The following is a 25,973-nucleotide window of genomic DNA, read 5'->3' as shown; positions in this document are numbered from 1 at the left end:
AATTACATTACCCCAGTAAACCAAGGGTCGTTAATTTAGGTGTCGGAATAACTGAAAGATTTAACAGCTTTTCTAATTTTTGCTTGATCGTTTGACTGTTTTGATCAGGTAAAATTGATAATAATCGAATTACCTCTTGAACGGATTTGCGATACTCAGATGCCTGCCCTTGATGTAAGGCTTGTGAAGCAAGTAGTAAACGTAACTGAGCTTCTTTTAAAATGAGATGACGATTGATTAAATCAGGCTGTGTACGCTGCACCTTTTCAAATTTAAACCAAGACCACCATGAAGAAGCTTCAGCTTTTTGCATTTTAATAGTTGGGTTATGCACTTCTTGTAAAAGCTTTTGATCCAATTGCTGCAATAAAGTATCAATCTGCTGCTGCTGTTGGGTTTGCATAAGCACATAATGTTGAATAGCTTGTTTATCCTGTTCGATCGCTTTCATCAAACTATGCTGTAAAGCAGGAGAAACCGTATATTGAACAATATGCTGCTGTACTTGATTTAATTGATCAATCGCATAAATGAACTGTTGTTGATCTATTGCGAATTGAACTAACAGTAATTGCTGTTTGATTAATATAACAGGAGCAACACCCGTGACCATACTGGGTAAGCTCGAAGCTTCTGAAGGGTCAGATAAATGAGCATCTTGTAATTGTCGCTGCACAGCGACAAATTGATCATTCAGCAAAGAATAACGTTGCTGCTGCTGTGTAAGCTGTTGCTGGAGTTGAGGAACGATCTGAGAATATTGTGCTACGTCATAACTAAGTTTGGCTAACCATAATAAACTTAGTAATAAAATCAGGTAAACAATCTTTCTCATATACGTCCTTGCCAAGCACCGATACGTTGAATAATCTCTGATATAGATAAATTATCAAGCTGAATAATGTTAATCTCTTGATGTGTTTGCAAACGTGCATTTTTGAGTAGCTGCGTTAAACGTTCACCTAGCGCCAAATATATCCATTTCACATCTATATTATTTTGACCACAAAGCTGCTGCCAATTATTCCAACTCGCCTCACTACTAATCAACACCATAACAGGTTGACTTGGCATTATTTTTTTTAAAATTTTTGGAAAAAGCGTAACACTTTGAATTGGGCATTGGCGACGATAAAGAACAAAATTAAGAATCTCGACACCTTGCTGTTGCAACTGCTGCATCATAAACTGCCGCCCCCCAAGACCACGCCAAAAAGCAACTTTATCCAAATGTACTTGTTGATTTAATATTGGGAGATCTAGCATACCTTCCGAATTTTCAACCTCAGGGATGTGGCTGTCTATATTAAATTTTGCGAGTGCTTGGGCAGTTGCTTGACCCACTGCGATCCATTGCACATGCTTGAGTTGATCTAAGGATATCTTTTGTTGTTGTAAATATTGCATACCGACATCAGCGGCGGTCGGGCTGACAACAACAATAACTTGCACCTGCTCAAGTTGCTGATACAGTTCACGCAAATGCCCCGAAAAAGGTTCAGCTACAAGTTCCAACAATGGCAGATTGATAACCTGATGACCCACTTCCAACAACGCTTGCGTTAAGTTCACAGCACGGTCTTCAGGGCGCGTATTAATAAAAAGCATTAATAAAGCGCTTTTAACAATTCACCTGCACCTTGCTCCAATAAGCATTGTGCAAGTTGTTCACCTAATTGTTCAGCATCTTCTGAAGTTCCAACCAATTGTTGTTTTAGTAAGATTTTCCCATCAACACTTCCCACACGACCTTCTATGTATAGCTGATCATTGGCTAAAGTTGCATACCCTGCTATTGGAACTTGACAACCACCTTCTAGATAGGCATTAAACGCACGTTCTGCACGCACACAAATTGAGGTTTCTTCATGCTGTAATGGTTGGATAATTTTTAATAATTCCACATCATCTGCACGGCACTCTAAGCCCAATGCACCCTGACCAACAGCAGGTAAACTTAAAACAGGCGCTAAACAATGACGAATTCGATCTGCCAAACCTAAACGCTTTAATCCTGCACTGGCTAAAATAATGGCATCATATAAACCATCATCAAGTTTTGATAAACGCGTCCCCACATTCCCACGTAAGTCAATAATCTCTAAATCAGGGCGTATTTGTAAAATCTGGCATTTGCGACGTAAACTAGATGTACCTACTTTAGCACCTTGAGGTAACTCATCAAAACTTTGGTAATGATTCGAAACAAAGGCATCAAGTGGGTCTTCTCGCTCACAAGTCACAGCGAGCGTTAAACCTTCTGGTAAGTGCATTGGCACGTCTTTCATTGAATGGACCGCCAAATCAGCGCGACCATCTAACAAAGCAGCTTCCAGTTCTTTAACGAATAATCCTTTACCACCAATTTTTGCCAAAGGTGTATCTAGAATTTTATCACCCTGCGTCACAAACTTAACCAACTCAACCGTTAAATCTGGATAAAGCGCGTTTAAACGGGAGCGAATATGCTCCGCCTGCCAAAGTGCAAGAGGGCTTTGTCGAGTCGCAATTTTTAAGGTTTTCATAAATTCAAGTTAAGCATGGATCAAAACAATTGTTTCAAACTTAACTTGCTCACCTAAAATTGCAAGCAAAAACTGATTTTTCATCTGACTTAAGCTCAATATTTTATAATTGATGCATGCATTCTCTTAAGCTTGGTAAATGACGGCGACTCACAGATAAGCGTTCATCCAGCTCACGCAATCTAACCTGATACTGACCAGCCGCAATCAGTTCCAAACCTTCTAAATAATCAAGAGAAACTAAAGCATTACGATGAATTCGAATGAAACGATCTGAAAACTCAGATTCTAGATCTTTTAAAGTTTCATCAATTAATACACTGCCATTTCGATGACGAACAGTGACATATTTCTGATCTGCTAGAAAATAGTAAATATTCTCTATTGGAATAAGTTCGACCCCGCGATAAGTTTTCGCAGCAATTTGATGGCGTTGAGTTTTAGTATCGTACATATCGTCTTGTTGTTGTAAACCAGTCATTTGTGCTTGTGTAAGTTGCGTCAGACTATTGAACACCTGTTGTAAATCTTGTTGTGCAATAGGCTTGAGCAAATATCCCTGTGCTTGAAACTTAAACGCTTCCAATGCGTGTTGATCATATGCCGTACAAAAAATAATAGCTGGACGAGGGCTAAGATGACTGATCTGCTCAGCGCACTCCAATCCGTTCATTCCAGGCATTTGAATATCTAATAGAACAACATCGGGCGAATCATTTTCAATATGGTTTAACACATCCTGCCCATGATGCGCCGTCGCAATCACTTCATGGCCCATTTGGGTCACTAAACGTGACAAACGCTCTACTGCGAGAGGTTCATCATCAGCAATCAGAACTTTCATCCTCTCCTCCTTGTCACCGTTAACTTCATCCGTCATTTTTATGGTTAACTTAACTTATTATTTTACTCGATAGTGATAACTTACCACCGTGGTATATAACGATACTCCCCCATAAACCTGAAACTTCACTGTCTGTCCGTAATAGGCTTTTAGACGTTGCTTCACATTTTCTATTGCAATACCATTCCCTTGTCTCGATTTTATTGTATCGTGAGAATAAGGGTTAGTAATGACTATACTGACTTGATTTTGCAATATTTCAACCAATACACTAATGGTTGAGGGCTGTAAAACTTTTTCTACCCCATGAAAAATACTATTCTCTAGCAAAGGTTGCAATGTTAATAATGGAATCGTGACTCGTTTTAATTCTAAAGACGTCGCCTGTATATTCCATTCTACCTTTAAACGTTCTCCTAGACGTAATTTTTCAATACTTAAGTACTGCTGACACAAGTCAATTTCTTCAGCCAAACTCACCAATTTCAACTCTTGAAAACTGGCGCGGAATAATCGTGACAAGTTAATCAACATGTTTTCTGCTTTGTCAGGATCAATTGAAATCAAACTTACGACACTATTTAAACTATTAAATAAGAAATGAGGATGAATACGTGCTTGCATGGCTTGAATCCGTGCATTCAGCTCACTATATTGCTGATTCATCCATTGCTCTCGCATATAGAGATAACGCAAACAGAAAGCACCAAGCAAGATGCCATACCCCAAATGCAGACTTACACCTTGAAATAAGATATCTTCAGAAAACTCATTGGTTGATGAACCCCAGTATTGAATTATATTAATGACACAAGTGGTAAGTAAAACAATAAGTTGAAGAAAAATAAAACCTAAAATTAACGCCATTTTCTGACTAAATTTGGCAAAAAACTCTTGAAAATAGTCAACAAAAGCAGAAAACGATAAAATTATCCAGTTAATAAAAAGCATGTATTGAAAAACTCGGATACTTTCCACTGCTTGCCAAGAACGAGCTTCTGCAAGTGCAAGTACCATTGCCAAAACATTACTTGCTACAATTAATTCCAATAAGTGTTGCGATTGCCTTATTTTCGTAAAAAAATAGGACCCTGCTGGACTCATTTGACGTGTTTTCGATAACTTCTTGCGTCGAATTTCAGCAACTACGTTTGGATTTGCTATACTCTTTTTTATTTTACTGAGCCGCCATGACCACATCTTCTCAATCCTCTTCTTCAGCAAGCCCTAATCAAACCTCTGGAATGTGGGGCGGTCGCTTCTCTGAAGCAACAGATGCATTTGTTGCAGAATTTACCGCATCTGTTCAATTTGACCAACGTTTTTATAAACAAGATATTGCAGGTTCGATTGCACATGCAACCATGCTTGCTAAAGTTGGTGTACTGACTGAAGCTGAACGTGATGATATTATCCAAGGTTTGAATACAATCAAAGCCGAAATCGAAGCGGGTAATTTCGAATGGCGTATTGATTTAGAAGATGTACACATGAACATTGAGTCTCGCTTGACTCAACGTATCGGCATTACAGGTAAAAAATTACATACTGGTCGTAGCCGTAATGACCAAGTTGCAACTGACATCCGTTTATATTTGCGCGATGAAATTGATGACATTTTAGGTCTATTACTACGCTTACAAAAAGGCCTACTCAGTCTGGCAAGTAAAAATACCAACACTATCATGCCTGGTTTTACTCATTTACAAACAGCTCAACCCGTGACTTTTGGTCATCACCTGTTGGCTTGGTTTGAGATGTTAGTTCGCGATACTGAACGCCTTCAAGATTGCCGCAAACGAGTTAATCGCATGCCACTCGGTTCAGCAGCCTTAGCAGGAACAACCTACCCAATTGATCGCGCATATACAGCAGAATTATTGGGTTTTGAAGCAGTTTCTGAAAATTCGCTTGATGCTGTTTCCGATCGTGACTTTGCGATTGAATTTAACGCTGCCGCATCATTGATCATGATGCATTTATCACGTATGTCTGAAGAACTGATTTTATGGACTTCAGCACAATTTAAATTCGTGAACATCCCAGATCGTTTCTGCACAGGCTCTTCAATTATGCCTCAGAAGAAAAATCCAGATGTACCTGAACTTGTGCGTGGTAAATCAGGTCGCGTGTTTGGTGATTTAATCAGCTTATTGACTTTAATGAAAGGTCAACCATTGGCATATAACAAAGACAACCAAGAAGATAAAGAACCTTTGTTTGATGCGATTGATACCGTACGTGGTTGCTTAATGGCTTTTGCAGACATGGTGCCTGCACTCGTTCCAAACATTGAAATTATGCGTGAAGCAGCGCTTCGTGGTTTCTCTACAGCAACTGACCTTGCTGATTACCTTGTGAAGAAAGGTGTTGCTTTCCGTGATGCACACGAAATTGTAGGTAAAGCAGTTGCGCTTGGTGTCGCTGAAGAAAAAGATTTATCTGAATTGACACTGGAACAGCTTCAACAATTCTCTGATTTGATCGAAGCAGATGTATTTGATAAAGCCTTAACTTTAGAAGCTTCTGTGAATGCGCGTGATCATATCGGCGGGACATCACCAAAACAAGTTGAAGCAGCTATTACTCGTGCACACACTCGCCTAGAACAGTTGTACGCTTAAGGATAAATCATGACTAGACAAGTATTTTGCCGCAAATATAAACAAGAGCTTGACGGTTTAGACTTTGCACCATTCCCAGGTGCAAAAGGTCAAGAATTCTTTGAGACGGTTTCAAAACAGGCTTGGCAAGAATGGTTAAAACACCAAACCACACTCATTAATGAAAAACGACTCAATGTATTCGAACCCGATGCGAAGAAGTTTCTTGAAGAGCAACGGGAGAAGTTCTTCAACAATGACGAAAGTGTTGAAAAAGCAGAAGGTTGGACGGAACAAAAGTAAATCATTTCAGCTAACACCACTGAATAAAAGAGAGCTGAATATAGCTCTCTTTTTACGTGACATTTACATAAGTAATAAAGGGTTACAGAGTATACACAGTTGTCTACATGACAGATCAACGCTCTCCGCTTATATTGAATAACAGAAACACAAAGAGATAGTTAGATATCTCAAGCAACACATGATATTTCTCTCCCAGACTTTCCCCCGAAGTCTGGGATTTTTTTATTTGTATGATATAAATTTATATTCGCGATTATATTAGGACAATAAATTGCCCCCAGCAACGTTGTTCAAACTACGCTAACCCCAAAATAAAAAATACCTTAGGATTTTGAGAAATTATTGGATGACTACTCTTGAAATTTACCTAATGATTACCTCATTTCCGATGACTTTATGCAACGTATGGCGATAAAAAAGCTGCTCATTATGTAGCAGCTTTGAATCTTTATTTGGTGATTATTTTTGATTCACTTTTTGTTCGATTTCTTCAATACTGGTATGACGTACATCCATACCTTTTGCCATATAAATAACTTGCTCTGAAATATTACGTGCATGATCGCCAATTCGCTCAAGCGAACGCAATACCCACATCACATTAATCACACGAGCAATATGACGTGGGTCTTCAATCATGTAGGTCATCAAGGTTCGTGTTGCAGACTGATATTCACGATCAATATCCACGTCTGCCATCACCACTTTTAAAGCCTGATCAACATCTAAACGCGCAAAAGCATCCAAAGCATCATGAATCATAACACGCACTTGGTTACCAATATGGCGTGTTTCCATATAACCGCGTGGAGACTCACCTTCTTCACATAAATTTTGCGCAATACGAGCAATTTTTGAAGCTTCGTCACCAATCCGCTCTAAATCTGTATTTGCTTTACTCATCGCAATTACCATACGCAAATCAATTGCAGCAGGATGACGGCGAGCAAGAATCAAGGTTAAACCTTCATCAATATCACGCTCATATTGATTAACAACATTATCTTTAAATTGAACATCAATCGCCAAATTTTCATCTGTGTCTAATAAAGCATGAATTGCATTTGCAACCTGCTGCTCTACTAAGCCACCCATCGTCATAAATTTGGTATGTACATCTTGTAAGTCTTCATTAAATTGTGAAGAAATATGGTGACTTAACACAGGATTACTTGGACTCACAGTATGCCTCCACTAGACACATGGAAAAATGATTGGTGATTAAAACACAGCAATGATGAAACTTTTATGACAATAACACAGCTGAGTCAAAAGTCGATTGGTGTGAATTGATAAAACAAAAATCTAAAAATCTGTTAGTCTAAATACCTAGCTTGACGGAGCGCAGTTAATTAACTGCTGAGATTATCTTAATCACAAGATTTAAAGATGAGTACCGTTGAACCTGATCAGGTTAACACCTGCGTAGGAATCAAGCCCAACAAAAGCCTCGCCTTTATTTATCAAAGAGATAAATTCGCTATCGTTTTTGCTCGTGCTTGATTCGTTAATGTAATACATAAGGATCATGCCATGAACCAGTTAACGAATCTTCCCTCTGCTGATATTTCTGCTCAACATGAGCAAGATGCTAAAGATTTAACCCGTATTTTACCTGCTTCACGCAAGGTTTATGTTGAAGGTTCTCGCCCAGATATCCAAGTTCCATTTCGCGAAATTAGTTTGACAGAAACACCGACAGGTCTAGGGGGTGAATACAACCCACCTGTAATGGTTTATGACACATCAGGTGTTTATACAGATCCTGATGTACAAATTGATTTAAATCAAGGTTTACCTTCTGTCCGCCAAACTTGGATTGAAGAACGTGATGATACCGATGTACTCTCAAGTTTAAGTTCTGATTTTGGTCAGGCTCGCTTAAAAGATATTCGTACTGCTGACATTCGTTTTGCTCATATTCAAAACCCTCGTCGAGCTAAGGCTGGTAAAAATGTTACGCAAATGCATTATGCCAAACAGGGCATTATTACGCCTGAAATGGAATATATTGCAATTCGTGAAAATCAACGCCAAGGTGAAGGCGTAGACATGCGTCAGCATGCAGGACAAAACTTTGGTGCTCAGAATTTAAGAGAAATTACACCTGAATTCGTGCGTCAAGAAGTTGCCGCAGGTCGTGCGATTATTCCTGCCAACATTAATCATCCTGAAATTGAACCAATGATCATTGGTCGCAACTTTTTAGTAAAAATTAATGCCAATATTGGGAACTCCGCTCTAGGTTCATCGATTGATGAAGAAGTTGCTAAAATGACATGGGCAACGCGTTGGGGCGCGGACACTATCATGGACTTATCGACGGGTAAGAATATTCATGAAACCAGAGAATGGATTATCCGTAACTCTCCTGTACCAATTGGTACTGTTCCAATTTATCAAGCTTTAGAAAAAGTAGATGGTGTCGCGGAAGATCTCACTTGGGAAATCTTTAAAGACACTTTGATTGAGCAAGCTGAACAAGGTGTAGATTATTTCACCATTCATGCAGGTGTGTTATTACGCTATGTGCCTATGACAGCAAATCGTCTCACAGGTATTGTGTCTCGTGGCGGTTCAATTATGGCGCAATGGTGTCTTGCTCATCATCAAGAAAACTTCTTGTATACGCATTTCGATGAAATCTGTGAAATCATGAAAGCCTATGACGTTTCATTTAGCTTAGGTGATGGTTTACGTCCGGGCTGTATTCAGGATGCAAATGATGAGGCTCAATTTAGCGAGCTTAAAACATTAGGTGAACTCACACATCGCGCTTGGGAACATGATGTACAAGTGATGATTGAAGGTCCGGGTCATGTGCCTATGCATATGATTAAAGAAAATATGGATCTACAACTTGAAGTATGTAAAGAAGCACCTTTCTACACACTTGGCCCACTCACCACCGATATCGCACCGGGTTATGATCATATTACTTCTGCAATTGGTGCTGCAATGATTGGATGGTATGGCACAGCAATGCTCTGTTATGTCACACCGAAAGAGCACTTAGGTTTACCAAATAAGAAAGATGTTAAAGATGGTATTATCACTTATAAAATTGCAGCACATGCAGCAGACTTAGCCAAAGGTCATCCGGGTGCTCAAGTTCGTGATAATGCATTGTCGAAAGCACGTTTCGAATTCCGATGGGATGACCAGTTCAACCTCAGCTTAGACCCTGATACAGCACGTAGCATGCACGATGAGACTTTACCCAAAGAAGCACACAAATCTGCACATTTCTGTTCTATGTGTGGACCAAAATTTTGCTCGATGAAAATCACGCAGAATGTGCGAGATTATGCCCAAAATCAGCACAATGCCAAGCAATCAAATGATGCTGAAACAGATGTTGAAGCAGGTCTCAATGCAATGAAAACCGCTTATCAGGAACATGGTCAAAAATTGTACCACAAACTGTAAATCGACTAAAAAAAGATTTGCCCACGAATCATTCTCGGTTAGGATGAGATATGTACAATCTCATCCTGATTGAAGATGAATATTCTTGACCACGCCAGCTATTCAGCATCCGACGTTACGATAGAATCTCGAGAGTTTTTATTCCGAGGATTCATTCAAGTTGAGAAAGTGAATCTTACGCACCGACTATTTCATCGATCTGAATATTCACCAATTATTCAGCGTGAACTTATACATCGTCCAAAAGCTGCTGGCGTTTTACTTTATAACAATCAGCAACAACGTTTCGCACTTATTGAACAATTTCGTGTTGGTGCATTAAATGACTCCGAGTCAGCATGGCAACTTGAGATCATTGCTGGTGTACTGGATGGAAATGAATCCCCAGAAACCTGTATTCGTCGTGAAAGTCTAGAAGAATCAGGCTGCGAAATTAATGAATTGCAGCATTTATTCAGTTTTTATCCTTCTGCTGGTGCATGCGCTGAGTTTTTTCATTTATATGCTGCAGAAGTTGATTTACCAAGCAATGGAGGCATCTTTGGCGTTCCAGATGAAGGAGAAGATATTCAACTCCATCTATTTGATTACGCTGAAATCACGATGTTATTCAAAAATAATCGCTTGAAGAATGCCCCTGTCATCATGGCATTACAATGGCTTAGTCAACATATACAACGACAATAAATCTGAAAGGGGTAAGACGGTGACTTTCCAAGTCTCAAAATTATCACAAAAAGATTTTGTGATCATACAAATTACTGATACTCATCTATTGGAGTATCCGCATTTAGAGTTTGTCGGGATGCATCCTGAACAAAGCTTTCATGCAGTAATTGACTTGATGCGCCAACAACATCCGCAGATAGATATGATTGTGCATACTGGAGATTTAGCACAAAACCCAACAACTGTGACTTATGATCGCTATCTTAAGCATATGCAGAGTGTAGGTATTCCCTTTTTTCAGACGCCCGGCAATCATGATGATGTATCTTACTTCCCTTTTCATGGAGCAGATCCACATCAACCTACTGTCGTAGAAATTGGCGATTGGTGCCTTATTTTACTTAATAGCTCACAGCCAACAAGAATTGATGGCAAAATTGCAGAGGCTGGCCTTGAACAATTAACAGAATTATTAAAAAAACATCATGATCGCCATATTATGATTGCCTGCCATCACCATCCTTTTGCGATGGAATCTGCTTGGATTGATCAACATAAACTAAAGAACTCATCTGATTTGCTCGAAACGATTCGACCTTTTTCAAATATCAAAGCCATCATCTGTGGTCATGTCCACCAAGATTCTATTAACACATGGCAAGGTATTCAATTTTTATCAACGCCATCAACCTGCATACAGTTTAAACCTAAAAGTGATAAGTTTGCACTTGATGAAGAACATCCGGGTTACCGCTTTATTAAGCTTAAAGCAAATGGAGAAATCGAAACTCAGGTCTATCGTTTATCAACTTCACAGCGAATGAATAGCTCTGAAGTCTTGGGATATGACTAAACTTTTGATTACAAATTACATTATCGTTTTCTCACAAAATCTGGACGGGAATGACTACCATCTTTTTGAAAAACTCTATATGATGTCGACCCTTGATGGAAAAAACCATCTTAGGTTTCTATAAAAACACTTGCATATCACCATATTTTTTGCGTATAGATAGTACGTGTAAGATGAGGAATGCCCTATATGGCGAATGACAACCAAAATCAAGTCTTGGACGAACAGACAGAAGTGATCGACGATCAAAAATCGGCTGTGAAACGCGTACGTAAAACCAAACCAAAAGCTTCAGAAGGTGGTACAACTGCAAGCTTATTTGGAATTGCACCTTATCAGCCGAAGAAAAATGAAGAATATATGTCTGAAGGACAGCTTGAGCATTTCCGCCAAATTTTAAATGCATGGAAAGCTGAGTTAATGTCTGAAGTTGATCGTACATTGAACACAATGCAAGATGAGTCAACTGCTCTTCCTGACGTCAACGACCGAGCAACGCAAGAAGAAGAATTTGCGATTGAATTACGTACACGTGATCGTGAGCGTAAACTCATTCGTAAAATCGAACAATCTATTGAAGCAATTCAAAATGAAGACTACGGTTTCTGTGAAACCTGTGGTATTGAAATTGGTTTACGTCGTTTAGAAGCTCGCCCTACGGCGACCTTGTGTATTGATTGCAAAACTTTGGCTGAAATCAAAGAAAAGCAAAATAACGGTTAATTTTGACAGCTGTGTTAAACCATGCAGCGAAGCATAGCTTCGCTCTTGCGCAGCGGCAAAGCGGTGCTTTGCTTAATCGCTGCTCATATGTGGGTCGGTTTGCGCCATCGCCAACCGGCCCATTGCATTTTGGTTCTTTGATTACCGCAGTTGCCAGTTATTGCGATGCCAAGGCCAATCAAGGGAAATGGCTAGTTCGCATCGAAGATACCGATATTCCTCGTATTTTTCCGAATAGCGAAACACATATCCTCTCTTGCATTGATGCCTTTCAATTTGAACCAGATGCTGAGATTATTTTCCAAAAAGATCGTTTCGATATCTATGAACAGGTACTTGAGCAACTCAAGCAATCCGATGCGATTTATGCCTGCCAATGCACACGAAAAATACTGGGTTCAAATCATATCTATGCAGGAACCTGTCGCGATTTAAATTTAGAGTTTGCTGATCAAGCCATTCGTTTAAAAGTCACGGATCAACAGATTTGTTTTCAAGATCGCTTACAGGGTCAGTTATGCTCTAATCTTAAATATGACTTGGGTGATTTTGTTTTAAAACGCCGTGATGGCATTATTAGTTATCAACTCGCTGTCGTGGTAGATGACTATTTACAAGGTATTACGCATGTGGTGCGTGGCGCAGACCTTTTAGACAATACCGTCAGACAAATTTGGTTAGGCTCTTTACTGAATTACCCATCTCTCAACTATATGCACCTCCCCCTTGCCATGAATGATCAAAGGCAAAAATTATCTAAACAAAATTTGGCTCAAGCGCTAGATATCAATCAGGCACCTGAGCTCTTACAGCAGGCCATTTTAGCTTTAGGTCAATCTGCTATAGAACTTGATCAGCCACGAATCATGCTTCAACAAGCCGTACAACAATGGGATATAAATCGAATCCCAAAAGGCATTCATCTTAATGGTGTTTTCTTATAAGTAATAAAAAAGCCCTGCATAATGACAGAGCCTTTTTATTGTTTAAATAGCCTAGAAATTCGACTCTTCTTTTACAGGGTTTAATTCTTGAGTTGAAGCATCAATTTTCAGAATTAAACTAATCATCGCAGCGCACATCATTAAAGATGTACCGCCATAACTAATGAATGGCAAAGTCAAACCTTTAGTCGGCATTAAGCCCATATTCATGCCAGCATTTACCAAAATTTGCATAAGAAAAATAATGCTAATGCCATATGCTAAATAGCCTGCGCGTAAATAGTTATGTTGCAGAGCACGATGTCCTATTCGAATACAGCACGCCAACATAGTAAAGGACAATACCATCACCAAGGTGACGCCAACAAAGCCAAATTCTTCGCCAAGAACCGCTAACATAAAGTCTGTATGCGCCTCTGGAAGATAGGAAAGCTTTTGTACGCTGTGTCCTAAACCTGTTCCAATCCATTCTCCACGTCCAAATGCCATCAACGCATTTGATAACTGATAACCGACACCTAATGGGTCAGCCCAAGGATTCGTAAAGGAAATTAAACGCTGGAAACGGAATGGTTCAAATAAAATAAGGGCAGTAATCCCTGCCAGAATTGCCCCAAGCATAATTAAAAATTGAGTTGCTGGTGCACCTGCCAAGAAAAACACGCCAACCATCATGAGGACAATAACAACCGTTGCACCGAGATCGGGCTCTGCCACAATAAATCCAACTGTCAAAGCCATGACACCACTCAGTCGCAATAAGCCTTTCCAATGCGTTCGAACTTCTTTAGCGCGGCGAACAACATAGTCAGCGGTAAAAATTGCCATTACGATTTTCGCAATTTCCGTCGGTTGTAGGGTAAAACCACCAAGCTTAATCCAACGATGTGAACCGTTTACTTCAGAACCAACGACCAACACTGCCAATAGCAGTACCATCGTCACAAGCCATAATGGAAAAGCATTTTTAAACCATAAATTCAAGGAAACTCTATAGGTTAAGAATGCCACTACGGCAGCAACAACAATCGAAATTCCATGACGAATTAAGAAATAAAATGGATTCTCATGAATATATTCAGCATATGGCATTGATGCAGACGCCACCATGACCGAACCGAAACACAGCAAACAAATTACACAAAAAATGAGCACATTACGCGCTGTCATTTCGGCAGGGAGTTTAGGTAAACGATTCAATAATTGTGAAATCTTTTGTACCGTATTTGGGGCTAAATCAGCCATAGATCAGTTCCTAATTTTTATTTTCATTCAGGGCATTTACACATGCCACGAATTGATGTCCACGATCATTATAGCTTTTAAACATATCAAAGCTTGCACAAGCTGGTGATAGTAAAACGACATCTTCAACTTGAGTATATTTCTGTGCGAGTGCTACAGCTTCCGATAAACTCGTTGCGTGTTGAATTACGGTGGTACCTTGAATAGCTTGTTCAATCACAGCCGCATCTTCACCAATCAGAATCGCTGATTTTACATATTTTTGAATCGCATCTCGTAATGGTTTGAAATCCTGCCCTTTACCTTGCCCCCCTAAAATCAAGGCTAGTTTGCCATGTTTCACTTCAATAGCAGCACCTAAACCATCAATTGCAGCAAGGGTTGCACCTACATTGGTTCCTTTAGAATCATTATAGTAACGCACCCCAGAAACTGTTTTCACATATTCACAGCGATGCTCTAAACCTTTAAAGTGCTTGAGTGTTTCCAACATGGATGCTGTATCTAAACCAATCGCCTCACCCAACGCCAAACATGCGAGTGCATTAGCAACATTGTGCATACCTTGAATATACATATCTGAGGTTTTCATCAAACGCGCTCTACCACGTGCTAACCACATCGTGCCATCAGCATCACGAAGCACACCATATTGATTTAAATCAGGTGCATTCAGACCAAAACTTTGCATCGGTGTAACATCAGGTACAAGCGGACGACTTAAATTATCATCGCGGTTATAGACCACTTTTTTCACGCCTTGGAAGATTCGATGTTTGGCCTTGTGATAACCAAGCATATCACCATGACGATCTAAATGATCTTCACTCATATTCAAAACAACTGCGACTTCTGCATTTAAATTCGAGGTTGTTTCTAACTGAAAACTAGATAACTCTAAAACAATTAACTCTGGCTTATCTTTGAGCAAATCTAGTGCGGGACGTCCTAAATTCCCCCCCACAGCGACTTTTCGACCAGCTTCTTGTGCCATTAATCCAATCAGCGTCGTTACTGTGCTTTTTGCATTTGAGCCTGTAATTGCAACTATTGGGACTTCAGTAGCACGACATAGTATTTGAATATCACCAACAACAGGAATACCTTGTTCAATTGCTTGTTGAATTTCTGGCAATTGAGGGGCAAGTCCTGGACTAAGAATAATTTCTTCTGCTTGTAATAAAAGTTCTGTATCCAACTTTCCAAAACTGGTACGAACACCAGTAGGAATTTGATCATGCCCTGGCGGTGTTTCCCGAGAATCCGTTACTGCAACTTGGTAGCCTTGCTCATGTAGGAAGTTGACTGCTGACACTCCCGAAATCCCTAAGCCAGCTACAACTTTTAATCCACCACGTTGTATTAACATTTTTGCCCCATTTTTTGCAGATTACAGAATGGCAAAAATGTTAGCACTTTACTGTTTTAAATGCTTTTTCAGTTTTCATTTTATTCGATATTTTTTGTGTCAGTGCGTAAGTGTTAAGCAGATAAAATTTACTGTTATTTTTTCGGCTTATTGATTCAAGATATAAATCATTTTTACTTAAAAATGAATGTAATTTAGCAATCGGATGTTTCAAAGATGGGCGAGAAGTTGACTGATTTTAAATATTTATTTAATCCAGCATATTCATGCTACAGGTTCTTTTTGAATGATCTAAAATAAGAAAAACACCCGTATTTAAAGAGAGACATATTTTCAAAGAACTCACAATCACGAGTATCAAAAAATAAAGCCCACAATCTAATGTGAGCTTTTAGAGATTCAACGCCATTTTACTGTTTGAATCGCTTCTTTATTTTGTGGTTCATTCGTGTCAGTCGAGCAACCACAACCACCAGCACATCCGATAACAGCTTTTGGTTTTAACCACATGGCCAAACTCTGCCAACCAAATCGCTGACATATATTTGACAAAATAAGCGACAAGGAACTTGCGGTTTTAGGGAATACTTTCTTAAAAACGACAAAAGTGCTCCATAACACTAATACGGCAACAATCAAATACTCAAACATAAGCGACTCCTTTTAGCCCCAAATGCGTGATGCAATTTGGTAGGTGAAAAAAGACATTAGATAAGCTAAGCCGAACAAATACGTTGCCATAATTGCAACATATTTCCATGAACCTGTTTCACGACGAACGGTTGCCAAAGTTGCCAAACAATGCGGAGCATAAATAAACCAAACCAATAGCGATAAACCTGTAGCCAATGACCAACCCGTGCCATCCATACTAATCAGATGAGATAAACCTTGTGCCACAGCATCATCATTCGCCCCTGATAAGGCATAAACCGTCCCTAATGCTGCAACAACCACTTCACGCGCTGCCATCGCAGGGATTAATGCGATACAAATCTGCCAATTAAATCCTATCGGAGCAAAAATTGGTTGTATCAAGTGCCCCAACATCCCTGCAAAGCTATAATCAATTGCAGGCTGTGTCGCACCATCTGGTGCTTGCGGGAAAGTACATAGGAACCAAAGTAAAATCGAAAGAGCGAAAATAATTCCACCCACACGTTTTAAAAAGATTTTGGCACGGTCTAATAATCCAATCCCGACACTTTTTAAATCAGGAATACGATAACTTGGTAACTCGAGTAATAATGCATGTTGTGATTTATCTTTTTGTAGAAATTTCATCACAATCGAAACACACAAAGCACTAACAATACCCGACATATATAAGCCAAATAACACCAAGCCTTGTAGGTTGAAAATTCCCCATACCATTTGATTTGGAATAAATGCTGCAATCAATAAGGCATAGACAGGTAGTCGTGCTGAACAAGTCATCAATGGTGCAACCATAATCGTGGTAAAGCGATCACGTGGATCACTAATACTACGGGTTGCCATAATGCCTGGTACTGCACAAGCAAAGCTTGATAATAAAGGAATAAAAGCACGACCACTCAAGCCTGCTTTAAACATCAATTTATCTAACAAAAATGCGGCACGCGGCAGATAGCCAGATTCTTCTAAAACCAAAATAAAAAAGAATAAAATCAGAATTTGAGGCAAGAACACAATAACGCCCCCCGCCCCAGCAATAATTCCATCAACAACTAAACTATGGAGCAAAGGCTGCGAGATATAGGCACCAAGTGTCGTACCTAACCATCCAAAAAGACCTTCAATCCCATCCATAAATGGAGCTGCCCAAGCAAATACAGCTTGGAACACAATAAACATCATCACAGCGAGGCTTAACAAACCCAACACAGGATGCAAAAATATTTTGTCGAGAAAATCGGTTCGCTTATCTTCTTGATCAACAAAATTCACCACATCTTTAAAAATAATTTGGATCTTTTGATGATGCTCACCCGTTAAACCACTGAGTTCGGTATGCGGCACTGTATATTTTTGTTGATCTAATGCGTGCAGTAAGTTCTCAATACCTGAGTTACGCACAGCGACTGTCTCAACCACGGGAACGCCCAATCGCTCTGATAATTTTTGAGTATTGATTTGAATTCCACGGCGACGTGCTTCATCCATCATGTTTAACACAACAAGGATCGGACGACCTAACTCAATAATTTCTAGCACTAATCCGAGATGAAGCTTTAAATTAGTCGCATCAACAACACATAAAAATGCATCTTGCTGCCCTTCTTCAGCAATTTTACCTTCACACACATCACGCGTGATTTCTTCATCAGGGCTTGTTGCTTGCAAACTATATGTTCCAGGCAAATCAAGTACTCGAACATTTCGACCAGAAGGCAACTGAAAATGTCCAACCTTACGCTCTACTGTGACCCCTGCATAATTGGCAACTTTCTGGCGTGTTCCAGTTAAGTGATTGAATAAAGAAGTCTTACCGCAGTTTGGATTTCCCACAAGGGCAACACGTAACGCATCACTCATGCAGGTGCTCCTTCAAATTGGATTTCAATTTTATCGGCTTCCGTTTTACGTAATGCAAAACGAGTAAAACCAATTTGGATTAGAATCGGATCGCCACCAAAAATACCTTTGGTAATCACTTGCACTTGTGTACCGGGCACAAAACCCAAACTCTCTAGTCGAATAGCCACAAGATCTGGCTGTTCGGTATCATCTACTAAGCGATTCACTTTTGTGATCATCGCCGTTTGCTTGACTTTTAATGCTGACAATCGCACCGCTTCTAACCCTAAACTCTTTTCTCCTAGAGTATACAGGCAAATGAGAATAATTACCAAAAACAATATCAATGGCATTTGCTTTTGTGACAGATCGACAACAATTCATTTTTCTTTTACAGTGCCATTGAATGAAGGATTCTGCTGATGATGCTAAATAAAAAACCCCGTATTCCTACTCCTGTTACGATTCCTAAAGATCTCAGTTTTCTACAAGGATTTCGTGATTATTTAGTTGCACAAACCGTCAGTCCACATACACGCAATGCCTATCTATCAGATCTTATTCAATGTGCTGAGTTACATCCAAATGTGACATTAACGCAATGGTCGAGTGATGATATTGCTGATGTATTAATTGCACTCACTAAAGCAGGCAAAAGCCCACGCTCCATTGCACGCTGCCTGTCTGCTTTACGTCAATTTTATAAATTTCTGAGAGAGCAGAAACTCAGAGATGATAATCCCGTTGCAAACCATCGTTCTCCTAAAATTGGACGTGCTTTACCCAAAGATTTATCAGAAAAAGATGTAGAAGCATTAATCAATGCACCCGATGTCAATACGGCGTTGGGTCTCCGTGACCGAGCAATGTTCGAAGTGTTATATGCCTGTGGCTTACGTGTATCAGAACTACTTAATTTACGTTTGGAATTGATTAATCTAAAACAGGGCTTTCTTCGTATTACAGGTAAAGGCAATAAAGAACGCCTCGTTCCGCTCGGACAACATGCTTGTGAATGGATCGAAAAATATCTCGCTGAATCACGCCCGCAACTCTATAAAAGTAGTACGGATTATTTATTTTTAACACAACATGGTGGCATCATGAGTCGGCAAAATTTTTGGTATGCGATTAAACGTTATGCACTACAAGCGAATATTATCGCTGAACTATCCCCACATACATTACGACACGCGTTTGCAACACATTTACTCAATCATGGTGCTGATTTACGTGTTGTGCAAATGTTACTTGGCCATAGTGATTTATCAACTACTCAAATTTACACGCATGTTGCTCAGCATCGAATGCAAGAACTACATAACAAATACCATCCAAGAGGATAAAACCACCTTTTATCTATCAATATGATTTCATTCACACAGCATCAGCAAGATTTAACGAAGTCAATTTAAATTTTTGGTATGCTTGGGGAAGCTTATAAATACAGTATGAAAGGTTGTTTATGTTGTTTACTCGGTCTCAGTTGTTTATTGCATGTGCATTAACTTCAACACTCTTGATCAGTGCTTGTTCAAAAGAAAATTCAGCACAAAAGCCTGATGCTCTGACAGCGAGTGCGCCAGCTACTGGTGAAGCATCAACGTTAAATGAACGTAATGCGCAACAACGTCTGGTTTCTACTTTAGAAAAAAATTTTAAAACAGCCAATATTAATGCCAAAATTCTTACCATTAAAAAAACTGAGGTTCCAAATTTATTTTGGGTGAGCCTAGAAGGTATGGGATCGGTTTATGCGACCAGTGATGGACAATATATCATTCAGGGCGATGTTATTCGCCTTGGTGAAAAACAATTAAAAAATGTGAGTGAAGCTTTACAAGCGACTGAAAATAAAAAGCACTTAGCAGCACTCAAAACAGAAGACCTTATCGTTTACCCAGCACAAGGGGGTAAAGCGAAACACGTCATTTATGTATTCACTGATTCAAGCTGCCCTTATTGTCACAAACTACATGAACATCTTGCCGAAATTAATGCGAAAGGCATTGAAGTCCGTTACATCGCATGGCCACGCGGAGAGCAGTTTATGCCAACCATGCAAGCGATTTGGTGTAGTCAAGATCGTAAAGCTGCATTCGATCAAGCTGCGCAAGGTTTACCAGTTGCATCAGCAGAATGTAAAAACCCAGTTCGTGATCAATATCAATTAGGCTTAAATATGGGCGTGAATGGTACACCTGCAATTTATAATGTTGAAGGTGTGTATTTAGGTGGGTACATGACTCCAGATGAAATCATTAAACGTCTAGAAAAATAAAACATTCTCCACACCGTCTCACCACGACTCGGGCGACAGATTAAAGATGATCTTAGCCCTAGTGTCTGCGCACTTTTTTAGCTATGATCAAGCTTCATTAAAATGATTGAATAAAATGGAGTGTGACGTGAAACCAGTTCGTCTGGCGATACTCGGTCTTGGTACTGTAGGTGGTGGAGCCCTTAAATTATTACAAGAAAATGCTGCTGAAATTAAACGCCGTACCGGTCGCGAAATTCAAATTACACATGTAGGCACACGCCGTCCACGTCCAGATTTACAACTCGAAGGGATCAAACAAAGTGATGATCTCATGGACATCGTACGTCAACCTGATGTTGATGTCGTAGTCGAAGTGATGGGCGGTATTCATCCTGCCTATGAAGTTATCATGGAAGCCATCAAACATGGCAAGCAAGTTGTCACTGCCAATAAAGCATTACTTGCAGAACATGGTAATGAGTTGTTTAAAGCAGCTGAAGATAATGCTGTTCAAATCGCTTATGAAGCAGCTGTTGCTGGTGGTATTCCAATTATTAAAGTCATTCGTGAAGGTCTAGCTGCAAACCATATTCAATGGCTTGCAGGTATCATTAATGGTACAGGTAACTTCATTCTGACTGAAATGCGCGAAAAAGGTCGTGCATTTGATGATGTCCTCAAAGAAGCTCAAGAACTCGGTTATGCTGAAGCAGATCCAACTTTTGATGTAGAAGGGATTGATGCTGCGCACAAACTCACTATCTTGGCGTCATGTGCTTTTGGTATCCCATTACAGTTTGATAAGGTCTACACAGAAGGTATTAGCAAAATTACAGCACAAGATGTGAAATATGCTGAAGAGCTTGGCTTCCGTATCAAACATTTGGGTATTGCACGTCGTGCAAGTAATGGTATTGAGTTACGTGTTCATCCTACACTGATTCCAGCAGAACAACTGATTGCGAATGTGAACGGTGTTAAAAATGCGGTATTGGTACAAGCACATGCCGTAGGCCCAACGCTTTACTATGGTGCTGGTGCTGGTGCTGGTCCAACGGCTTCTGCAGTTGTTGCTGATGTGATTGATATCGTACGTGATATTTCTTATACCGAAGATGGTGCAGGAACGATTCCACAATTGGCATTTGAAGCACTAACGAACATGCCTATCCTGAGTCGTGAAGAAATGACGACTGGATACTACATCCGTTTAAATGCTGAAGACCAAACGGGCGTACTCGCTGATGTAACCACCATCCTTAGCCGTGCTGGTATCAGCATTGATGCGATCATGCAGCAATCTCGCTTGAAAGATTTAATTCCAATCGTGATTTTAACAGATCCAATTGTTGAATCAAAAATGGATGAAGCACTTGCTCAAATTCAAGCATTACCAGCTATTCGTGGCGAAATCGTAAGAATTCGTTTAGAATCGCTCGATAGTTAATCAGGTTGAGGGAAAATGTATTCCCTCTCCCAGCTCTACCTCATATTGGAACACCATCATGTCGAATGCCAATCGTTATACTGGTCTTGTAGATCGTTATCGTGACCGTTTACCTGTGTCTGCAACTACACGTGCAATTTCTCTAGGTGAAGGAAATACTCCTCTTATTAAACTTGAGAATATTCCACGTATTATTGGCAAAAACGTTGAAATCTATGTGAAATACGAAGGTCTTAACCCAACAGGTTCATTTAAAGACCGCGGTATGACGATGGCTGTAACAAAAGCTGTTGAAGAAGGTTCAAAAGCGATTATCTGTGCATCTACTGGAAATACTTCAGCAGCAGCAGCAGCATATGCAGCGCGTGCAGGAATTAAAGCCTTTGTTTTAATTCCTGAAGGCAAAATCGCAATGGGTAAAATGGCTCAGGCGATGATGTATGGTGCGATCACCATGCAAATCCGCGGTAACTTTGATGATGGTATGCGCCTCGTAAAAGAAGTTGCAGATCAAGCGCCTGTGACAATTGTAAACTCGATCAACCCTTACCGTTTGCAAGGCCAAAAAACGATTGCTTATGAAATCGTAGAAGCATTGGGCCGTGCACCTGACTATCACTGCTTACCAGTAGGTAATGCAGGTAATATCACGGCTCACTGGATGGGTTATACCGAAGCAGTTGCAAATCAACCTGTGGATCAGTTTGAATCAGTTATCTATGATGCTGCAACAGATCAATTCACAGGTCCTAAACCAGAAGGTTTACCGACGATGGTAGGCTATCAAGCTTCTGGCGCAGCGCCATTCTTACGTGGTGCTCCAGTCGAAAGCCCAGAAACTATCGCAACGGCAATTCGTATTGGTAACCCACAAAGCTGGAATCATGCCAAAGCAGTTGTACGCGATTCAAAAGGTTGGTTTGATGAACTTCAAGATAGCGAAATTCTTGAAGCACAACGCTTACTTTCTATGTATGAGGGCGTGTTCGTAGAACCTGCTTCAGCAGCATCTATTGGCGGTGCGATTCGTGACATCAAAGCAGGTAAAATTGCTGAAGGTTCGGTAATCGTTTGTACTGTTACGGGCAATGGTTTAAAAGATCCTGATACCGCAATCAAACAATGTGCTGATGCCGTAATGTTGTCAATCGATGCAACGATGGCTCAAGTGAAAGATTCAATTCTTTCAAATATGTAATATTAAAAAGTCAATCCACTCCTAGTAGAGTGGATTGATTCCAATATATAATATTTCATAATCAGTAAAACATTTTCTACTTTAATAATAATTCAATATAATATTTACTAATAAATTCAAATTATGAGAAAGTAATGTTAAAAATATTGACCATATTATCATTAACAAGCATATTATTGGGTTGTACAGGTCCTCTAAAAAAATATCCTAGCTTTACTACACAAAATACTATTTCTATATCCTCAGAAGAAGTTAATAAGGTTCGGTATGGAAGAGTAATTGATAAATCTATTCCAAATGCACAAATTCTTATTGGACAATCCCCACTTCAAACAAATTCGGGAGTGGTAATAGGAGGTCCTTTAGATGCACTGGTTGTTGCAGAATTTTTTTCCAATATAAGCAGAACAAACAATAAAACCAATAATCAACTTGATTTTCTAAAGACATTAAAATTTTCATCAAATGTTAAAGAAAAAATTAGACAACAATTTGCTGAAAAAAATATTCATTTACAGATTATAGACTCTCAAAACACTGATATGAAAATAATACCATTTGTATTTATATCTTCTTCAACTAACGACTTTTTTTTAGATTTCACACTAACAACAGAGATCAAAAATAAAGTGAAATTTTATAGATATAGAGATCGTTCTTTCACAGAAATGAAAAGTATAAACAAAGAAAAATTCATTAAAATTTCAGATAATGCTTTTAATCAATTAATAGATATATTCATATTAGATTTAAACAATCATCTCGACATCAAAAAACTAGACCCTGCATTACAAAGTAAATGTGAAAAAATTTCAGGAAAATCTTGGGGAAAAGTTGGCGCATTTAATAAAGTCAGCTTTGATTTCATTTATAATGATCAAGATCGTTGTATAGCAACATTAAAAGATTCCGTTGGTATAGAATATCCGCAGATTTATATATTTAATGAAGATAAATTATAAAATTTTATATTACTTACCACAAATAAAACCAGTTGCTTGCAACTGGTTTTTTATTGGCAACCGTGGAAAGAAAAGTTATTCGTAATCATCGTAACTATATTGGGCAGCTAAATCTTTCTCTATTCTTTGGATTTCTTCAATCTCAATTTCTTTGATCTCAAATAAAGGCTGTTTTAATAAAGGATTAACCACATATAAACCCTCTTCCTCCCAGCCCTGTAGAATGGTTAACGTTTGACTTTTATTATTATATTTTAACGCTTTATTATTTTTTATTAAGGCTTGCAATAACACAGGTTGTTCCGATAAATCTTCAAATGAACCTTTCAGCTCAATATCGCCATGATCGTAATCTGCAAAAATGGTTCTGACATTCGTTTTTAGCTGTTCAGGTTGATCTGCATAAGCTAAACTGGCAAAAAACTCATCGTGCTCTTCCACCCATTTCTGCTGTTTGACTGACCAAAGTGCATAAAATTTAGCCTCATGTTCAAACTGAACCAGTTGAAATTTTTGCATATTGGCAAGTTGAATAAACTCAAAAGTATCTTCATCATTTAAACTTTCAGGTAAAGTATCACGAGAAACCTCACCGTCTTGATAAATGTGATCGCCTGAGCAAGAAAAAACGAAATCATCCAATTTTTTTAATAATGTTTCATCTGCATCAAATAATGATTCAACTTCATAGAGTGGAAAATCACGTGCTCCATTGATTTCAAGTTGTTTATAGGTTGCTTCAGCTTGCTCTTTTTGCTCAAAAATACTGGCAATTCTATTACCCGAAGCATAAAAAACTTCATCGTTATAACCAAAATATTTCTCACGAATCACATAAGTCGTCATTTTATCCCCCCATTTTAGCTTTTAGATATCAAAATAATTATTAATGTGTGAAATGCTAATCTAACAAAAATTGCTCAAAATAGAAGTCATAAAGCATTTTTTACGTCATAAAATGTCGTTACGTTATATAAAAAAAGCTCCTCAGATGAGGAGCTTTATGTTCATAAGCAATTAAATTCTTTTCGGTAAAGTACTCAGCCAAGTTAATAGGTTAGTTGCATCATTGGTACGTGCTTGAGAAGTTGAAGCTCCCAATAGCACGACTACAGCAGGACGTGAATTAACGGTTGCATGCATGACTACACAACGCCCAGCCTCACCAATATATCCCGTTTTAGATAGGTTAATATTCCAACCACCATTACGTACCAAAGCATTGGTATTATTTGACTTAAGCACACGATAACCTAAATTAAAATCATAGGTTGGCGTAGTGGAAAACTGACGAATTAAGCCATACTGAGAAGCAGCACTCACCAAAATACCAAGATCACGTGCGGAAGAAACATTATGAGGATCTAAACCTGTTGATTCTGCATAACGGGTTGACGTCATTCCTAATTGTTTTGCTTTGGCATTCATTGCAGCAATAAATGCTGAACGCCCGCTTGGGTAAGTCCTCGCTAATGCTGCCGCAGCAGGATTTTCTGATTTCATCAAAGCGAATAACAAAAGTTCCGCACGATTCATGGTATCGCCTACTTTCAAGGTCGAACTTGAATTCTTTCCACCTGCACCTGCAAAATCAATTTGCTGTAGCGTGATTTCTTCCGACATATTCAGCCGTGCATCTGCGGTAATCACAGCCGTCATCAATTTGGTAATTGAGGCGATCGGTACCGACATATTACTGTTTTTACTAAACAGTACTTCGCCCGTTTGAGCATCCATCACTAAGGCTGCACGTGCATTTACAGCGGGTTGGCTACTGAAATGAGAGGTATCTCGAATCTGTATGCTTTTTTGTGGCGTTGCAGATGAACTAATACTTGCAGAACCACCACTTCGTAAAGTGGTGGTAACCAAAGTTGAACCTTGCGGGCTGATCTCTAATGAATCATCATCTTCCATCAATTGGCTTGCATCACTTGCAGACCAATTTAACGAAGCTGAAGAACTATTCGCACTTGTAGATGCTGGATTGTTATTTACAACCAGCTCAGCATAACTTGTTGAACTAAGAGCCAACAAAATAGACATGCTCAAGGCATGCATGATAGATTTTTTAGAATTTTTCACGACACAATA

The 25,973-nt window shown here is 39.2% G+C and carries 25 protein-coding genes and 1 riboswitch; of the genes, 12 read left to right on the top strand and 13 right to left on the bottom strand.

The features are described from left to right. Nucleotides 1–7: 7 nt before the first annotated feature. The 5 genes from AAV96_RS08180 to AAV96_RS08160 all read right to left on the bottom strand — a co-directional run bounded on the left by AAV96_RS08180 (nucleotide 8) and on the right by AAV96_RS08160 (nucleotide 4,569). Nucleotides 8–835 (bottom strand): hypothetical protein, encoded by an 828-nt coding sequence (locus AAV96_RS08180; RefSeq protein ID WP_046738953.1) that lies wholly within the window; start codon nucleotides 833–835, stop codon nucleotides 8–10. Continuing rightward, nucleotides 832–1,608, bottom strand: a complete 777-nt coding sequence (locus AAV96_RS08175) for a uroporphyrinogen-III synthase (protein WP_046738952.1) — start codon at nucleotides 1,606–1,608, stop codon at nucleotides 832–834. Before AAV96_RS08175 ends, AAV96_RS08180 begins: the two co-directional genes overlap by 4 nt. Next, nucleotides 1,608–2,525 carry a hydroxymethylbilane synthase gene (gene hemC / locus AAV96_RS08170; RefSeq protein ID WP_046738951.1) on the bottom strand — a complete coding sequence of 306 codons (918 nt, stop codon included), beginning with the start codon at nucleotides 2,523–2,525 and terminating at the stop codon, nucleotides 1,608–1,610. The genes AAV96_RS08175 and hemC overlap by 1 nt, the downstream gene beginning before the upstream one ends. A 103-nt stretch (nucleotides 2,526–2,628) precedes the next feature. Then, nucleotides 2,629–3,369, bottom strand: a complete 741-nt coding sequence (locus AAV96_RS08165; protein WP_004659382.1) for a LytR/AlgR family response regulator transcription factor — start codon at nucleotides 3,367–3,369, stop codon at nucleotides 2,629–2,631. A gap of 57 nt (nucleotides 3,370–3,426) precedes the next feature. After that, nucleotides 3,427–4,569 carry a sensor histidine kinase gene (locus tag AAV96_RS08160; protein ID WP_046738950.1) on the bottom strand — a complete coding sequence of 381 codons (1,143 nt, stop codon included), beginning with the start codon at nucleotides 4,567–4,569 and terminating at the stop codon, nucleotides 3,427–3,429. Here AAV96_RS08160 and argH point away from each other — a divergent pair. Further along, the gene (argH, locus tag AAV96_RS08155; protein WP_034602814.1) at nucleotides 4,560–5,993 is read left to right on the top strand and encodes an argininosuccinate lyase; all 1,434 of its coding nucleotides are present in this window, start codon (nucleotides 4,560–4,562) and stop codon (nucleotides 5,991–5,993) included. The two genes, AAV96_RS08160 and argH, sit on opposite strands and share 10 nt — an antisense overlap. A gap of 9 nt (nucleotides 5,994–6,002) precedes the next feature. Next, nucleotides 6,003–6,275 carry an oxidative damage protection protein gene (locus AAV96_RS08150; RefSeq protein ID WP_004659388.1) on the top strand — a complete coding sequence of 91 codons (273 nt, stop codon included), beginning with the start codon at nucleotides 6,003–6,005 and terminating at the stop codon, nucleotides 6,273–6,275. Between the two features lie 462 nt (nucleotides 6,276–6,737). Here the strand turns inward: AAV96_RS08150 and phoU are convergent, their stop codons facing one another. Continuing rightward, the gene (phoU, locus tag AAV96_RS08145; RefSeq protein WP_004659390.1) at nucleotides 6,738–7,460 is read right to left on the bottom strand and encodes a phosphate signaling complex protein PhoU; all 723 of its coding nucleotides are present in this window, start codon (nucleotides 7,458–7,460) and stop codon (nucleotides 6,738–6,740) included. A 146-nt stretch (nucleotides 7,461–7,606) separates the two neighbouring features. After that, nucleotides 7,607–7,727, top strand: a riboswitch (TPP riboswitch). Between the two features lie 84 nt (nucleotides 7,728–7,811). Here phoU and thiC point away from each other — a divergent pair. The 5 genes from thiC to gluQRS all read left to right on the top strand — a co-directional run bounded on the left by thiC (nucleotide 7,812) and on the right by gluQRS (nucleotide 12,896). Continuing rightward, nucleotides 7,812–9,707: a phosphomethylpyrimidine synthase ThiC gene (gene thiC, locus AAV96_RS08140; protein ID WP_004659392.1), complete on the top strand. Its 1,896-nt coding sequence runs from the start codon at nucleotides 7,812–7,814 to the stop codon at nucleotides 9,705–9,707. A 75-nt stretch (nucleotides 9,708–9,782) separates the two neighbouring features. Continuing rightward, on the top strand, nucleotides 9,783–10,394 hold the full coding sequence (locus AAV96_RS08135; protein ID WP_046738949.1) for an NUDIX domain-containing protein: 612 nt from the start codon (nucleotides 9,783–9,785) through the stop codon (nucleotides 10,392–10,394). 19 nt (nucleotides 10,395–10,413) lie between these two features. Next, the gene (cpdA, locus tag AAV96_RS08130) at nucleotides 10,414–11,229 is read left to right on the top strand and encodes a 3',5'-cyclic-AMP phosphodiesterase (RefSeq protein WP_046738948.1); all 816 of its coding nucleotides are present in this window, start codon (nucleotides 10,414–10,416) and stop codon (nucleotides 11,227–11,229) included. A gap of 189 nt (nucleotides 11,230–11,418) precedes the next feature. Next, nucleotides 11,419–11,952, top strand: coding sequence for an RNA polymerase-binding protein DksA (dksA, locus tag AAV96_RS08125; RefSeq protein ID WP_004659397.1), 534 nt, complete (start codon nucleotides 11,419–11,421; stop codon nucleotides 11,950–11,952). A gap of 2 nt (nucleotides 11,953–11,954) precedes the next feature. After that, entirely contained in the window at nucleotides 11,955–12,896 is a 942-nt protein-coding gene (gene gluQRS / locus AAV96_RS08120) for a tRNA glutamyl-Q(34) synthetase GluQRS (protein ID WP_227505831.1), read from the top strand. Nucleotides 12,897–12,947: 51 nt separating this feature from the next. On the opposite strand, the gene ftsW is transcribed toward gluQRS, so the two are convergent. The 5 genes from ftsW to AAV96_RS08095 form a co-directional block, all read right to left on the bottom strand. Continuing rightward, nucleotides 12,948–14,141 (bottom strand): putative lipid II flippase FtsW, encoded by a 1,194-nt coding sequence (ftsW, locus tag AAV96_RS08115; protein ID WP_046738947.1) that lies wholly within the window; start codon nucleotides 14,139–14,141, stop codon nucleotides 12,948–12,950. Nucleotides 14,142–14,151: 10 nt separating this feature from the next. Continuing rightward, the gene (gene murD, locus AAV96_RS08110) at nucleotides 14,152–15,510 is read right to left on the bottom strand and encodes a UDP-N-acetylmuramoyl-L-alanine--D-glutamate ligase (protein ID WP_046738946.1); all 1,359 of its coding nucleotides are present in this window, start codon (nucleotides 15,508–15,510) and stop codon (nucleotides 14,152–14,154) included. A gap of 399 nt (nucleotides 15,511–15,909) precedes the next feature. Next, complete coding sequence (locus AAV96_RS08105; protein ID WP_046738945.1) at nucleotides 15,910–16,161, bottom strand: DUF6587 family protein; 252 nt, start codon at nucleotides 16,159–16,161, stop codon at nucleotides 15,910–15,912. 12 nt (nucleotides 16,162–16,173) lie between these two features. After that, on the bottom strand, nucleotides 16,174–18,027 hold the full coding sequence (gene feoB / locus AAV96_RS08100) for a ferrous iron transporter B (RefSeq protein ID WP_004659407.1): 1,854 nt from the start codon (nucleotides 18,025–18,027) through the stop codon (nucleotides 16,174–16,176). Next, nucleotides 18,024–18,284: a FeoA family protein gene (locus AAV96_RS08095; RefSeq protein WP_034600743.1), complete on the bottom strand. Its 261-nt coding sequence runs from the start codon at nucleotides 18,282–18,284 to the stop codon at nucleotides 18,024–18,026. The genes feoB and AAV96_RS08095 overlap by 4 nt, the downstream gene beginning before the upstream one ends. A gap of 150 nt (nucleotides 18,285–18,434) precedes the next feature. Between AAV96_RS08095 and xerD the strand changes: the two genes are divergently transcribed. The 5 genes from xerD (at nucleotide 18,435) to AAV96_RS08070 (ending at nucleotide 23,879) form a co-directional block, all read left to right on the top strand. Beyond that, the gene (xerD, locus tag AAV96_RS08090) at nucleotides 18,435–19,355 is read left to right on the top strand and encodes a site-specific tyrosine recombinase XerD (protein ID WP_046738966.1); all 921 of its coding nucleotides are present in this window, start codon (nucleotides 18,435–18,437) and stop codon (nucleotides 19,353–19,355) included. A gap of 119 nt (nucleotides 19,356–19,474) precedes the next feature. Then, nucleotides 19,475–20,290 (top strand): DsbC family protein, encoded by an 816-nt coding sequence (locus tag AAV96_RS08085; protein ID WP_046738944.1) that lies wholly within the window; start codon nucleotides 19,475–19,477, stop codon nucleotides 20,288–20,290. Nucleotides 20,291–20,417: 127 nt separating this feature from the next. Then, on the top strand, nucleotides 20,418–21,719 hold the full coding sequence (locus AAV96_RS08080; protein WP_004659413.1) for a homoserine dehydrogenase: 1,302 nt from the start codon (nucleotides 20,418–20,420) through the stop codon (nucleotides 21,717–21,719). 58 nt (nucleotides 21,720–21,777) lie between these two features. Next, the gene (gene thrC, locus AAV96_RS08075; protein WP_046738943.1) at nucleotides 21,778–22,917 is read left to right on the top strand and encodes a threonine synthase; all 1,140 of its coding nucleotides are present in this window, start codon (nucleotides 21,778–21,780) and stop codon (nucleotides 22,915–22,917) included. Between the two features lie 134 nt (nucleotides 22,918–23,051). Then, the gene (locus tag AAV96_RS08070; RefSeq protein ID WP_046738942.1) at nucleotides 23,052–23,879 is read left to right on the top strand and encodes a hypothetical protein; all 828 of its coding nucleotides are present in this window, start codon (nucleotides 23,052–23,054) and stop codon (nucleotides 23,877–23,879) included. Between the two features lie 75 nt (nucleotides 23,880–23,954). On the opposite strand, the gene AAV96_RS08065 is transcribed toward AAV96_RS08070, so the two are convergent. Beyond that, complete coding sequence (locus tag AAV96_RS08065) at nucleotides 23,955–24,725, bottom strand: hypothetical protein (RefSeq protein WP_046738941.1); 771 nt, start codon at nucleotides 24,723–24,725, stop codon at nucleotides 23,955–23,957. A gap of 171 nt (nucleotides 24,726–24,896) precedes the next feature. After that, nucleotides 24,897–25,964, bottom strand: a complete 1,068-nt coding sequence (gene pbpG / locus AAV96_RS08060; protein WP_155857125.1) for a D-alanyl-D-alanine endopeptidase PBP7/8 — start codon at nucleotides 25,962–25,964, stop codon at nucleotides 24,897–24,899. Between the last annotated feature and the right edge of the window lie 9 nt (nucleotides 25,965–25,973).

Source organism: Acinetobacter sp. AG1 (genome assembly GCF_001005525.1).
GTDB lineage: Bacteria > Pseudomonadota > Gammaproteobacteria > Pseudomonadales > Moraxellaceae > Acinetobacter > Acinetobacter modestus.
The sequence above is the reverse complement of the archived record's forward strand: the minus strand, read 5'-3'. Positions and strand labels throughout refer to the sequence as shown.

Excerpts from the sequence above, each read along its gene's own strand:
- AAV96_RS08180 (WP_046738953.1), bottom strand. The coding sequence starts at position 835 with ATGAGAAAGATTGTTTACCTGATTTTATTACTAAGTTTATTATGGTTA.
- AAV96_RS08175 (WP_046738952.1), bottom strand. The coding sequence starts at position 1,608 with ATGCTTTTTATTAATACGCGCCCTGAAGACCGTGCTGTGAACTTAACG.
- hemC (WP_046738951.1), bottom strand. The coding sequence starts at position 2,525 with ATGAAAACCTTAAAAATTGCGACTCGACAAAGCCCTCTTGCACTTTGG.
- AAV96_RS08165 (WP_004659382.1), bottom strand. The coding sequence starts at position 3,369 with ATGAAAGTTCTGATTGCTGATGATGAACCTCTCGCAGTAGAGCGTTTG.
- argH (WP_034602814.1), top strand. The coding sequence starts at position 4,560 with ATGACCACATCTTCTCAATCCTCTTCTTCAGCAAGCCCTAATCAAACC.
- AAV96_RS08160 (WP_046738950.1), bottom strand. The coding sequence starts at position 4,569 with ATGTGGTCATGGCGGCTCAGTAAAATAAAAAAGAGTATAGCAAATCCA.
- AAV96_RS08150 (WP_004659388.1), top strand. The coding sequence starts at position 6,003 with ATGACTAGACAAGTATTTTGCCGCAAATATAAACAAGAGCTTGACGGT.
- thiC (WP_004659392.1), top strand. The coding sequence starts at position 7,812 with ATGAACCAGTTAACGAATCTTCCCTCTGCTGATATTTCTGCTCAACAT.
- AAV96_RS08135 (WP_046738949.1), top strand. The coding sequence starts at position 9,783 with ATGAATATTCTTGACCACGCCAGCTATTCAGCATCCGACGTTACGATA.
- dksA (WP_004659397.1), top strand. The coding sequence starts at position 11,419 with ATGGCGAATGACAACCAAAATCAAGTCTTGGACGAACAGACAGAAGTG.
- ftsW (WP_046738947.1), bottom strand. The coding sequence starts at position 14,141 with ATGGCTGATTTAGCCCCAAATACGGTACAAAAGATTTCACAATTATTG.
- murD (WP_046738946.1), bottom strand. The coding sequence starts at position 15,510 with ATGTTAATACAACGTGGTGGATTAAAAGTTGTAGCTGGCTTAGGGATT.
- AAV96_RS08105 (WP_046738945.1), bottom strand. The coding sequence starts at position 16,161 with ATGTTTGAGTATTTGATTGTTGCCGTATTAGTGTTATGGAGCACTTTT.
- feoB (WP_004659407.1), bottom strand. The coding sequence starts at position 18,027 with ATGAGTGATGCGTTACGTGTTGCCCTTGTGGGAAATCCAAACTGCGGT.
- xerD (WP_046738966.1), top strand. The coding sequence starts at position 18,435 with ATGCTAAATAAAAAACCCCGTATTCCTACTCCTGTTACGATTCCTAAA.
- AAV96_RS08085 (WP_046738944.1), top strand. The coding sequence starts at position 19,475 with ATGTTGTTTACTCGGTCTCAGTTGTTTATTGCATGTGCATTAACTTCA.
- thrC (WP_046738943.1), top strand. The coding sequence starts at position 21,778 with ATGTCGAATGCCAATCGTTATACTGGTCTTGTAGATCGTTATCGTGAC.
- AAV96_RS08070 (WP_046738942.1), top strand. The coding sequence starts at position 23,052 with ATGTTAAAAATATTGACCATATTATCATTAACAAGCATATTATTGGGT.
- AAV96_RS08065 (WP_046738941.1), bottom strand. The coding sequence starts at position 24,725 with ATGACGACTTATGTGATTCGTGAGAAATATTTTGGTTATAACGATGAA.